At 33.9% G+C, this 12,011-nt stretch carries 10 protein-coding genes; 8 read left to right on the plus strand and 2 right to left on the minus strand.

The window, feature by feature from the left end:
• Positions 1–91: 91 nt before the first annotated feature.
• Positions 92–1,012 carry a family 2A encapsulin nanocompartment shell protein gene (locus CLU81_RS04815; RefSeq protein WP_099708788.1) on the plus strand — a complete coding sequence of 307 codons (921 nt, stop codon included), beginning with the start codon at positions 92–94 and terminating at the stop codon, positions 1,010–1,012.
• Positions 996–2,933 carry a family 2A encapsulin nanocompartment cargo protein cysteine desulfurase gene (locus tag CLU81_RS04820; protein ID WP_099708789.1) on the plus strand — a complete coding sequence of 646 codons (1,938 nt, stop codon included), beginning with the start codon at positions 996–998 and terminating at the stop codon, positions 2,931–2,933. Before CLU81_RS04815 ends, CLU81_RS04820 begins: the two co-directional genes overlap by 17 nt.
• 371 nt (positions 2,934–3,304) lie before the next feature.
• Here the strand turns inward: CLU81_RS04820 and rocD are convergent, their stop codons facing one another.
• Complete coding sequence (gene rocD / locus CLU81_RS04825; RefSeq protein WP_099708790.1) at positions 3,305–4,558, minus strand: ornithine--oxo-acid transaminase; 1,254 nt, start codon at positions 4,556–4,558, stop codon at positions 3,305–3,307.
• A 194-nt stretch (positions 4,559–4,752) separates the two neighbouring features.
• Between rocD and CLU81_RS04830 the strand changes: the two genes are divergently transcribed.
• The 4 genes from CLU81_RS04830 (at position 4,753) to CLU81_RS04845 (ending at position 8,330) form a co-directional block, all read left to right on the plus strand.
• A complete protein-coding gene (locus CLU81_RS04830; protein ID WP_099708791.1) occupies positions 4,753–5,205 on the plus strand; it encodes an Lrp/AsnC family transcriptional regulator in 453 nt (150 codons plus the stop codon).
• Positions 5,206–5,337: 132 nt separating this feature from the next.
• On the plus strand, positions 5,338–6,111 hold the full coding sequence (locus CLU81_RS04835) for a dienelactone hydrolase family protein (protein ID WP_099708792.1): 774 nt from the start codon (positions 5,338–5,340) through the stop codon (positions 6,109–6,111).
• A gap of 183 nt (positions 6,112–6,294) precedes the next feature.
• On the plus strand, positions 6,295–7,305 hold the full coding sequence (locus CLU81_RS04840) for a DUF3667 domain-containing protein (RefSeq protein WP_099708793.1): 1,011 nt from the start codon (positions 6,295–6,297) through the stop codon (positions 7,303–7,305).
• Positions 7,306–7,313: 8 nt separating this feature from the next.
• Positions 7,314–8,330, plus strand: coding sequence for a M28 family peptidase (locus CLU81_RS04845; RefSeq protein WP_099708794.1), 1,017 nt, complete (start codon positions 7,314–7,316; stop codon positions 8,328–8,330).
• Between the two features lie 283 nt (positions 8,331–8,613).
• On the opposite strand, the gene rho is transcribed toward CLU81_RS04845, so the two are convergent.
• A complete protein-coding gene (rho, locus tag CLU81_RS04850) occupies positions 8,614–10,506 on the minus strand; it encodes a transcription termination factor Rho (protein WP_099708795.1) in 1,893 nt (630 codons plus the stop codon).
• Between the two features lie 183 nt (positions 10,507–10,689).
• Between rho and CLU81_RS04855 the strand changes: the two genes are divergently transcribed.
• Together CLU81_RS04855 and CLU81_RS04860 are read left to right on the plus strand one after the other, a co-directional pair.
• Positions 10,690–11,097: a DUF4293 domain-containing protein gene (locus CLU81_RS04855; protein WP_099708796.1), complete on the plus strand. Its 408-nt coding sequence runs from the start codon at positions 10,690–10,692 to the stop codon at positions 11,095–11,097.
• Positions 11,098–11,258: 161 nt separating this feature from the next.
• On the plus strand, positions 11,259–11,921 hold the full coding sequence (locus tag CLU81_RS04860; RefSeq protein WP_099708797.1) for a response regulator transcription factor: 663 nt from the start codon (positions 11,259–11,261) through the stop codon (positions 11,919–11,921).
• Positions 11,922–12,011 lie beyond the last annotated feature (90 nt).

A 12,011-nucleotide genomic window follows, 5' to 3' on the forward strand; every position in this document is an offset into this window, starting at 1 on the left:
TAAAAATTCACTTTTAAGAAATAGGCTATGCAATTGAAGACCTATTATATCTTTTAAACAAAAAATAAATTAACCTTTAAACCATTAAATCATGGCTGAATCTAAACAACAACAAACCGCATTAGGCGATGTAGCAGCAAGACAATTAGCAATTGCGACACGTTCAGTTCCGCAAATCGGGACAATATCTCCACGTTGGCTCACACATCTTTTACATTGGGTTCCGGTAGAATCCGGGGTTTTCCGTTTGAATAAAGTAAAAGACGGAAGCCATATCGAAGTAGATTGTTCTGCAAGAGACGAAAGAATTTTACCAAACACTTTTGTCGATTATATTGAGAATCCAAGAGAATATAATCTTGCTGCCGTTCAAACTATTGTAGAAGTACATACGCGTGTTTCTGACTTATATAGCAAACCGTACAATCAAATTTCTGAGCAGCTTCGTTTGGCTATCGAAACTATCAAAGAACGTCAGGAAAGCGAATTAATCAATAATAAAGATTATGGTTTATTGAGCAACGTTGCTCCTTTTCAAATTATAAAAACAAGAACTGGCGCACCAACTCCAGACGATTTAGACGAATTATTGACTAAAGTCTGGAAAGAACCAGGTTTCTTCTTGTTACATCCTTTAGCAATTGCAGCTTTTGGTCGTGAGTGTACACGTCGCGGTGTTCCACCTCCAACAACTTCTTTATTTGGATCACAATTTTTAACCTGGAGAGGAATTCCGCTTATTCCATCTGATAAATTACCTATTAAAGATGGTAAATCAAAAATTATCCTTTTAAGAACCGGAGAAAGCCGTCAAGGAGTTATCGGACTTATTCAACCAGGATTACAAGGCGAACAATCTCCGGGATTATCAGTTCGTTTTATGGGAATAAATGAAAAAGCAATCGCTTCTTATCTTGTATCTCTATATTGCTCTTTAGCGGTTTTAGTAGATGACGCCATCGCAGTTCTTGAAGATGTAGAAATAGGAAAGTATCATGAGTATAAATACTAACAACAACGGTTTACCTAACATTGACGATTTGCAAAATTTAGCAAACGAATTGTTCAAGGCTTTACCCAACGAATTCCCGAAAGAGATTTCGTTGAGTCCGGATAAAAGCGAACATCCTCGTGCGACTAAAATTGCCGAAACGTTATTGCAATCGGGAGGCGCTAATATATTAGCTCCAAGTCCAACGCAAAATCCGGTAAATATAGCGCCAACTCCTAATTCCTTCACAGGTTTTGGAGCAACGCCAACTATTGCTAATTATGGCAGTAATACTGGTGCTTCGGCTTTATATCCAAATGCCGGAGCGGGATTTGATCCTCAAAGTGGTATAACAACGTCTGGAATTCAGGAAGATTATAATCTGAATATGAATGATCCGCAGACTGGTTTTTATGATCATAATTTAAAAAATGGAGGTTCGCCACAATTGACGGAAGACAAGTTTTTCTCGGAATTGCTTCTAAACAATCAATATTTGCCTTTTCAAACCGAAAATTCTTCTTTTGAAATTGAATTACAAGCTGCTTTGGCAACGGTTGATACGCAATTTAAAAGACGTGATATTTCTCCATCAAGTGGAAATGGACCTGGAAATAACTATTATTTCTTAGATCAGAATCCGTTTGCTTTTGACAAAAAAAGTCCAAATGCAATTATAGGAAGCACACTTGGATCAACAGAATTGAACGGAATTATTGGCACTAATTTTAATGCAGAATTAATCAAGAAAGATTTCCCGATTCTACGTGAAACTGTGAATGGAAAACCGCTAATTTGGTTTGATAATGCGGCAACGACTCAAAAACCACAATCGGTAATTGATCGTATTGCGTATTTCTACGAACATGAAAATTCGAATATTCACCGTGCTGCGCATGAATTAGCCGCTCGTGCATCTGATGCTTATGAAGCTGCCCGCGAAAAAGTAAAAACCTTTTTGAATGCGACTTCTGTAAACGAAATTGTATTTGTTCGCGGCGCTACTGAAGGTATAAATCTTGTTGCACAAAGTTGGGGTGATCATAATCTAGTTGCCGGAGACGAAATCATAGTAAGTAATCTGGAACATCATGCTAATATTGTTCCGTGGAAAAGATTGGCAGATAAAAAAGGATTGAAACTACGTGTGATTCCGGTAGATGATGACAGTCAGATCTTGCTTGATGAATATGCAAAATTGCTGAATCCTAAAACACGTTTGGTTGCTTTTACGCAGGTTTCAAATGCATTGGGAACTGTAACTCCTGCTAAGAAAATTGTAGAAATGGCACATTCCGCTGGAGCGAAAGTTTTAATAGATGGCGCACAATCCGTTTCGCACATGAAAGTTGATGTTCAGGATTTGAATCCGGATTGGCTGGTTTTTTCAGGGCACAAATTATTTGGTCCAACAGGAATTGGCGCTTTATACGGAAAAGAAGATTTGCTAAACGAAATGGAACCATATCAAGCGGGCGGAAATATGATTCAGGATGTTACATTTGAGGAAATAAAATACCACAAAGCACCCAATCGTTTTGAAGCTGGAACCGGAAACATTGCCGATGCAATTGGTCTTGGAGCTGCAATTGATTATGTTACCAAACTAGGAATTGACGCAATCGGACAATACGAACATTATTTGTTAGAATATGCTACAAAACTATTGAAAGAAATTCCGGGTGTACGATTGATAGGAACCGCTAAAGATAAAGCAAGTGTTCTTTCTTTTAATCTGCAAGGATATTCAAACGACCAGGTTGGACAAGCGCTTAACAAAGAAGGTGTTGCTGTAAGAACCGGACATCATTGTGCACAGCCAATTTTGAGAAGAATGGGCGTTGAAACAACCGTTCGCCCTTCATTAGCCTTTTATAACACGACACAAGACGTAGATACTTTTATCAAAACCTTGTGGGAACTTAAAAAATTTAAGTTTTAAAAATAAAAAAAGCCAATGCTTTATAAACATTGGCTTTTAAGAAATAGTTACTTTTTTTGATATTTTAAGTAATTATAACCAGAAGGCGTTCGCTCAGGCGAACGCCTTTTTATATAATAAAGATAAGTAAAAATGCTTATGTTTTCTTTTTAACACATAGAAACATGGCCATGCATCTCAAAACCTCAGATTTCAAGAAAGTACTTTTGACTTTTACACCCAAGCAATAGCGAACGGACGAAGTAAAGAGTTACTAACTTAAAAAGAATCTACTTCAAAAACTTTGCGACTCTGCGACTTTGCGAGATTAAATCATAAAGCGTCTTTCTCTCAACAGTGAAAAATCTGCGAAATCTGCATGAAAAAAATAATTAATCTCTAAAATCATTTAATGACTTCTCAATAATTTCAAGACATTCCTGAATTTGAGCTTCAGTCATTACCAAAGGCGGCGCTAATCTGATTTTATTACCGTGAGTTGGTTTTGCTAATAATCCGTTATCTCTGAATCTTAGACAAATTTCCCAAGCAAGATCTGAATCTTCACCACAATTAATTACGATTGCGTTTAGTAAACCTTTTCCACGAACAAGTGTAATTAAGTTGTTACGTTCAGCAATTTCGTTTAATCCTTTTCTTAAAATGATTCCCAAACGTTCTGCATTTTCGGCTAAGTTTTCTTCTTTAACTACTTCAAGAGCAGCAATTGCAACAGCCGCAGCAACAGGATTTCCACCAAAAGTAGATCCGTGTTGACCCGGTTTAATCACATTCATGATTTCGTTATTGGCTAAAACTGCTGAAACTGGATAAACTCCACCAGAAATCGCTTTTCCTAAAATCAAGATATCCGGTTGTACATTTTCGTGATGAACCGCTAATAATTTTCCAGTACGGGCAATTCCAGTCTGAACCTCATCGGCAATAAACAATACATTATGTTTCTCACACAATGCTTTTGCTTTCGCCAAATATCCTTCTGATGGCACATAAACTCCAGCTTCACCCTGAATTGGTTCAACCAAAAATCCAGCTATATTTTTTGATGATTCTAAAACTTTTTCAAGAGCTTCAAGATTATCATATTCAATTTTTATAAATCCTTCTGTAAACGGACCAAAGCTTTTACGCGCCGTTTCATCATTTGAAAATGAAATAATAGTCGTCGTTCTTCCGTGAAAGTTATTCTCACAAACGATAATTTGCGCAAGATTTTCATGGATCCCTTTTACTTCATAAGCCCATTTTCTACAAAGTTTCAAAGCCGTTTCAACCGCTTCTGCACCAGTATTCATTGGTAATACTTTATCAAAACCAAAATAATTAGTCACATATTCTTCGTAGTTTCCTAATTTATCATTGTAAAAAGCACGAGAAGTCAAAGCTAGTTTTTGAGCCTGATCAACCATTGCTTTCACAATTTTAGGATGACAATGTCCTTGATTAACAGCAGAATAAGCAGATAAAAAATCATAATACTTTTTCCCGTCAACATCCCAAACGTATACTCCTTCTCCTCTTTCCAGAACAACCGGAAGTGGATGATAGTTATGAGCTCCGTATTTGTTTTCTTTTTCAATCAAAACTTCAGACTTTGATGAAAGTATTTCTTGCTTATGTGCCATAATAATTTTTTTAGATTGAGACAAAAATATAAAATTTATTTATTTTAAAGCTATATTTAAGATGTTTTAACTCAATTATAGCTTTATTTAAATTAAAATCACTTATTTTAGCAGGAATATAAGTCATTTTAAATTTCGACTGCAAACATTAAATCAGACTTATTTTTATCTTTACAGAAATTAAAAATAAACGCATGGATATTTTAGATGAGTTTGACGTAAAAATTATAAAAGAACTGGAAAAAGACGGAAGAATTGCATTTTCGACTATCGCTACGAATCTAAAAATTTCAAATACAATGGTTCATCAGCGTATCAATCGTTTGTTTGAACAAGGAATTATTACAGGAATTAAACCTATTTTAAACGAAAAACAAATTGGTTATGATTGGGCTTCGTTTACCGGAATTACACTCAATAAAGATTCCGATTCTGAAAGAGTTATTGAAGCTTTAAAAGAAATTCCTGAAATTACAGAATGCTATTTTGTAACCGGATCTTTCACACTTTATCTTAAAATTACGGCAAAAAACCACGAGCATATGCGTAAGATATTATACGAGCAAATTGATAATATTCCGGGAATTGCAAAAACAGATTCAATGGTTGAATTGGGATGTGCTTTTAAGCGAAATATTACTTTATAAAGTACTCAGAATAATTTAGATTTCAGCAGATTAACAATTCAGTAAATCAAATGATATAAACCTCAGAAGAAATAGCTTTTGAGGTTTTTTTGTAACATAATATTTCTGATATTTGTTAAAAATTGTGAAATCATGAAAAATTCTGCCCTAATTATTTTTGCTACTATATTGTTTTCTAACACTATAAATGCACAATTAAAACCTGTAAAATATGCTGATGGTGATCAGGTATTAAATGGTTTATCTATAAAATCTGCTAAGAAAAGCAGCAATAATCCTGGTATTCTACTTTTGCCAGCCTGGTTAGGAATCGATAAAGCTTCAAAAGATATTGCAACAGAGTTATCTAAATTAGGTTATACGGTTTTCATCGCTGATATTTATGGCGAAGGAAATTATCCAAAAAACACTTCAGAAGCGGGAAAACAAGCTGGATATTACAAAACCAATTTTGCGGTTTATCAAAAAAGAATCAATGCAGCATTGCAGGAATTAGTAAAATCCGGTGCAAATGCAGATAATATTGTTGCTATTGGATATTGTTTTGGAGGAACCGGAGTTCTTGAAGCTGCCCGCGGACATTTGAATGTAAAAGGTGTGGTTTCATTTCACGGTAGTTTAGCCAGAGATGCAAGTCGCCAGGTAGAACCTATTACAGCTAAAGTTTTAGTTTGTCATGGTGCCGATGATCCGTTTGAATCTAAGGAAGAAATTACAGCTTTTCAGCAAGAAATGCGTGACTCAAAAGCCGATTGGCAAATGATTTATTATGCAAATGCCGTTCACTCTTTTACAAATCCTGAAGCCGGAAACGACAATTCTAAAGGTGCCGCTTATAATGCTGTTGCTGCAAAAAGATCTTTTGAGCATTTACAGCTTTTCCTGAATGAAGTTTTGAAAAAATAGCAATAGTACGCAAATGACGCGGATTTAAACAGATTTACGCTGATATTTTAATAAAATTAATTCGTGCTAATTCGTGTAATTCGTGGCAAAAAAGAAACCAGCGAAAACCCGTTTAAATCCGTAAAATCCGTGGGCAAAAAAGCATAAAAAACTAATCAAAAACTAAACCAACCAAAATAACCAATGTCACACAGTCCGATTAGAAAAGACAAAACCTGCTTAAATTGCAGACATGTTGTTGAACAAAAATTTTGTCCAAATTGCGGACAGGAAAACACAGATAGCAGGAAAACATTCCACCATTTGTTTATCCATTTCTTTGAAGATTTAACGCATTATGAGAATGCTTTCTGGAAAACGATTAAAAACCTGCTTTTCAAACCTTCGACATTAACAAAAGAATATCTTTCAGGAAGAAGATTGTCTTACCTTGCTCCTGTTCGTCTTTATATCTTTATAAGTTTTATTACATTTCTTTTAATTGCTTTATTTCCGAATCAAGTAAGTGAAAATCTCAACAAAAGTCAGGAAGAAATCACTTCAAATTTTGAAAAATCCAGCAAAGACAAAACTGAAAAACACGGTAAGAAAGACTACGTGGAAGAAAAAACGATGAAACAGCTCGATAAAAAATACTTTAAATTAAAGACGATGAAAGAAATCGATTCGATTCAAAAGTATGGAAAAGAGAGTGAAAAACTTTCTGATTTTGCCTATTGGACTTATGAAAAAGCTGTGCATGTTACTGAACATAATACAAAAAAAGAAATCATTGAAAAATTCATAGAATCTTTCATTCATAATATCCCAAAAATCTTATTCATTATAATGCCTTTCTTTGCTTTCTTTTTATGGATTTTTCATAACAAAAAGAAATGGTACTATTTTGATCACGGTATTTTTACTTTGCATTATTTCTCTTTTTTACTTTTAATATTTCTCATCTTGTTTATTGTCAACAAAGTAATTGGCTTATTTGGCGAAGACAGTCCGCTTACGGTTGTAGGTAATATTATTAATTTCGTAGGGATTCTTTGGATGTCTTATTATTTTTATCCGGCGCATCATCGTTTTTATGGCGAAACCAGGATAGTTTCATTTATTAAAAGTTTCATCTTATTTTTTATAAACTTCTTTTTTATCCTATTTTTACTTGTTTTTTATATGTTATATATATTTATCAACTTACACTAACCAATCTAATGAAAAAAATTGTAGTTCTATTATTAGTTGCTTCAGCGTTTTCTTGTAAAAACACACAAGCTGTTGTTTCTAAAGATAACTCAGATCCAACTAAATACATCAAAGTTATTAAGGAGAAAGATCTAAAAAAAATGCTTTATGTTGTCGCTTCTGACGAAATGGAAGGTCGCGAAACCGGATCTAAAGGTCAGAAAAAAGCAGGTCTGTATATGATCGAGCAATACAAAAAAAATGGAGTTTCGTTTCCAAAAGGAGCAACAGATTATTACCAACATATTCCTGCGGCTTTCTTAAATGCAAAACGTAACGAAAACCTACCGGATTCTGAGAATATCTGGGCGTATATTGAAGGTTCTGAAAAACCGGATGAAGTATTGGTTATTTCAGCACATTACGATCACGTAGGTATAAAAAATGGCGAAGTTTATAATGGTGCCGATGATGATGGTTCCGGAACTGTTGCAGTAATGGAAATTGCTAAGGCTTTTGCAAAAGCAAAAAAAGAAGGTCATGGTCCAAAACGTTCTATATTATTCCTTCACGTAACTGGCGAAGAGCATGGATTACACGGTTCTCGTTTCTACTCTGAAAATCCATTGTTTCCTATTGCCAACACGATTACAGATATCAATATCGATATGATTGGTCGTCGCGATGTAGAACATGCAAAAACGAACAACTATGTTTACGTTATTGGTGCTGACAGATTATCTTCAGATTTACATAATGCTGTTGTAGCTCAAAACGATAAATACACGAAATTAGATTTAGACTTTAAATTTAATGATCCTAAAGATCCAAATCATTTTTATGAGCGTTCTGATCATTATAACTTTGCAAAACATGGTATTCCGGCTGTTTTCTTCTTTAACGGAGTTCACGAAGATTACCACGGAAAAGGCGACGAACCTCAAAAAATTGAATACGACGCTTTGACTAAAAGAACACAACTGGCATTTGTTGTTGCCTGGGATCTGGCAAATAGAGAGAACAGACCGGTAGTTGATGAAAAATAAGACTCTAAGACACTGAGTTGCTAAGGTTCTAAGGTTTTTTTTATAGACTAAAGTCTAATTACCAAGAATCTTATCGTATTTCAAACATAGCCCAAGGTTTCAACCTTGGGATGCGAATAAAGATAATATATTGTGTCCCAAGGTTGAAACCTTGGGCTATGTTCAACATTATATTTGATAACAAAAAAGGGATGAGTTTTAAAACTCATCCCTTTTTTTATATTTATAGATTCCAAAGGAAAAACCTTAGAACCTCAGCACCTTTGTAACTTAGAACCTTCCTCTAGTCATTCATAGAGATCAAAAACTCTTCGTTGTTTCTTGTTTTCTTGAAACGATCGTTTACAAAATCCATAGATTCTACCGGATTCATATCTGATAGATATTTACGCATAATCCACATTCTTTGTAAAGTTTTCTCGTCTAATAATAAATCATCACGACGTGTACTTGACGATGTAAGATCGATTGCAGGGAAAATACGTTTGTTCGCAATTTTACGATCCAATTGTAATTCCATATTACCGGTACCTTTAAATTCTTCAAAGATAACCTCATCCATTTTAGAACCAGTTTCTGTCAATGCAGTCGCGATGATACTTAATGAACCACCATTTTCTACATTTCTTGCCGCTCCAAAGAAACGTTTTGGTTTTTGTAATGCATTTGCATCAACACCTCCACTTAATACTTTTCCTGATGCAGGCTGAACTGTATTATAAGCTCTTGCTAAACGTGTAATCGAATCTAATAAGATTACAACATCATGACCACATTCTACCAAACGTTTTGCTTTTTCAAGAACAATATTTGCAATTTTCACGTGTTCTTGTGGTTCACGGTCAAATGTAGAAGCGATAACTTCACCACGAACGCTACGTTGCATATCTGTAACCTCTTCAGGACGCTCATCAATCAAAAGAACAATAAGGTAAACTTCAGGGTGATTTGCAGCAATTGCATTCGCAATATCTTTTAACAACATTGTTTTACCCGTTTTAGGCTGAGCGACAATCATACCACGTTGTCCTTTTCCTATTGGAGAGAATAAATCAATAATACGTGTTGAAACTGAACTGCCTTTTTCGGCTAATTTAAATTTTTCAGAAGGAAAAACTGGTGTCAAGTGCTCAAAAGAAACTCTATCACGAACAACTTGCGGATCGTGACCATTGATTTTAAGTACACGTACTAAAGGGAAAAATTTCTCGCCTTCTTTTGGAGGACGAACCACTCCTTTTACTGTATCTCCGGTTTTAAGACCGAATAATCTGATTTGTGAAGTTGATAAATAAATATCATCCGGAGAAGCTAAATAATTATAATCTGATGAACGTAAGAATCCGTATCCGTCAGGCATCATTTCTAATACACCTTCACTTTCGATAATTCCGTCAAATTCAAAATCTGAATCTCTGAAATTATTCTTTTTATTTTTATGATTTGGGTTTTGATTTCCGTTATTTCCATTTCCATTCCCGTTTTGATTTGGATTCTGATTCGGGTTTTGATTTGAATTTGGATTTTGATTCGGATTCTGATTTTTATTCTGGTTAGGATTTATCTTTTTTACAGGAGCAGTAACTTCTGTTTTTTCTGTGATTTCCTTTTTTTCTTCTGTAGTAATTTGGGCTTCAGGAGCTGTTTCTCCAACCTCTTCAGAACCTACTTCTTTTGTAGCTTCTTTTTCTTTTTGCAAAGCAACCTTTTTCTCGTAAGCTGATTTATTAAACTTTACAATTTTAGGTCCTTTTTTTTGTATTTCTTTATTTTCAGAAGTTTCCTGAACTTCCGGTGTAACTTCTTCTTTTTGTATTTCTTCTTTTTGTATTTCTGCTACTTTTGAAGCTTGTTGCGCTTTTGGAGTTGCTTTTGAAATCGCAGGAGTTTTTACTTGTTTAGGAGCTTCTTCTACTTTATCAAATTCAAGAACTGGAGCATCTTTAGCAATAGGAGTTTTCTTCGCAGGAACTATTCTTGCTCTTTTCGGTTTGTCATCCTCCACTTTTTCGGACACAGCATTAGCTGGCGGCGCTACAGTCGATTCCTGATGTGCTAAAATCTGACTTATTAAAGTCTCTTTTTTAACGCCATTAAACTTTATAGTTTTAGCTAACTTAGCTATTTCTTGAAGCTCAGAAAGCTTCATTTCTTTTAATGCAGAAATATCAAACATGAATGTTCTATGAATTTAATTATTTTAAAGGAAATACTGTAAAAAGAATAGGTAGATATTTTTTTTCAATTGCCCGCAGTATGAAGTGCTTACGGTATTATGATGCAATAATACGAATAAAATTTAATCATACAATAGTATTTTAAAAAAAGAAAATATATTTTTGTAAAACAATTTTAGATCATGATACAAAGAATTCAGACCGTATATTTAATTCTTACCTTTATAATTACAGCAGTGTTATTGTTTTTTATACCGCTATGGACATTAAACGGTAAGCCATTTTATTTTATGCAGGACCAATTTTATACCATTTTATTAGGTCTAAGTACAATGCTTACTATTGTTAGTATTATATCATATAAGAAAAGACAAAATCAGTTTGTGATGAACAGACTGAACATAATATTAAATTTAATTTTATTAGGATTATTTGTATATCGATCTCTAAATTTATCTGGAGAAACTGTTGTTTCAGAGAAAGGTATTGGGATGTTTCTACCTATTGTTGCTATCGTGTTATTAGTTTTAGCTAATAAGGCCATCAAGAAGGATGAAGATCTTGTAAAATCTGTAGACCGTTTGAGGTAAACCTATAAACTTAATTTTTTTGTGCGAAGAGAACCCGAATTTTATATTCGGGTTTTTTTGTGCCTTATTTTTATAGCTTATAATGATATAAATTAACCTTATAAAGACCCATGTAAAACATCATTCCTTTTTAAGTTTGTTACAAATCTCAACAAACACAAATGATGAACAAAATAAGAATCCATCTTGCTGATGATCATCAAATACTCATTGATGGCTTGACTAACTTATTAGATACAATCGAAGATTTTGAGGTTGTAGGTAGTTCTAATGATAGTTCGACTATTTATGAGGATATTATACAAAATAATGCCCGTATTCTGGTTATGGATATTAACATGCCTAAAAAAGATGGCATTGAAGTTTTAAAAGAACTCAACGAAAAAGATGTTCGCTGCAAAGTAATTATTCTGTCCAGTTATGATGATCTAAAAAGCATAAAAGATACCATAAAACTAGGTGTTAACGGTTATCTCACAAAAAAATGTGCGGGTCAAAATATCATCGAAACAATTAAAGCCGTTCATCAAGGTCAGGATTATTTTTGTAATGCTGTAAGAGAAAAAATATTCAACAGCTTCACGCAAAACCATTCTGAATTAAATAAGAAAATCCACACTGAAAGTCATACTTTAAGCCCAAGAGAAATAGAAATAATTACTTTGATTTCACTTGAATATAGCGGAAAAGAAATTGGTGAATATCTTTTTATAAGTACCAATACTGTTGAAACGCATCGAAAAAATATTATGAGAAAACTACAAACCAAAAATACAATTGGTCTTGTAAAATATGCTCTTAAAAACAACTTGATTAATGCTTAATTAGATTCTAAAATCTTTATTCAATATTTTTATAGTTTTAATTCTACCTACTATTTATCCAACAAAATGCGCGATCAAAACAACATTTGT

The sequence above is a fragment of the Flavobacterium sp. 9 genome (assembly GCF_002754195.1).
In the GTDB taxonomy this organism is placed as follows: domain Bacteria; phylum Bacteroidota; class Bacteroidia; order Flavobacteriales; family Flavobacteriaceae; genus Flavobacterium.

What these genes read in the sequence shown, in the direction of transcription:
- rocD (WP_099708790.1), bottom strand. Translation starts at nt 4,558, where the DNA reads ATGGCACATAAGCAAGAAATACTTTCATCAAAGTCTGAAGTTTTGATT.
- CLU81_RS04835 (WP_099708792.1), top strand. Translation starts at nt 5,338, where the DNA reads ATGAAAAATTCTGCCCTAATTATTTTTGCTACTATATTGTTTTCTAAC.
- CLU81_RS04845 (WP_099708794.1), top strand. Translation starts at nt 7,314, where the DNA reads ATGAAAAAAATTGTAGTTCTATTATTAGTTGCTTCAGCGTTTTCTTGT.
- CLU81_RS04820 (WP_099708789.1), top strand. Translation starts at nt 996, where the DNA reads ATGAGTATAAATACTAACAACAACGGTTTACCTAACATTGACGATTTG.
- CLU81_RS04840 (WP_099708793.1), top strand. Translation starts at nt 6,295, where the DNA reads ATGTCACACAGTCCGATTAGAAAAGACAAAACCTGCTTAAATTGCAGA.
- CLU81_RS04830 (WP_099708791.1), top strand. Translation starts at nt 4,753, where the DNA reads ATGGATATTTTAGATGAGTTTGACGTAAAAATTATAAAAGAACTGGAA.
- rho (WP_099708795.1), bottom strand. Translation starts at nt 10,506, where the DNA reads ATGTTTGATATTTCTGCATTAAAAGAAATGAAGCTTTCTGAGCTTCAA.
- CLU81_RS04860 (WP_099708797.1), top strand. Translation starts at nt 11,259, where the DNA reads ATGATGAACAAAATAAGAATCCATCTTGCTGATGATCATCAAATACTC.
- CLU81_RS04815 (WP_099708788.1), top strand. Translation starts at nt 92, where the DNA reads ATGGCTGAATCTAAACAACAACAAACCGCATTAGGCGATGTAGCAGCA.
- CLU81_RS04855 (WP_099708796.1), top strand. Translation starts at nt 10,690, where the DNA reads ATGATACAAAGAATTCAGACCGTATATTTAATTCTTACCTTTATAATT.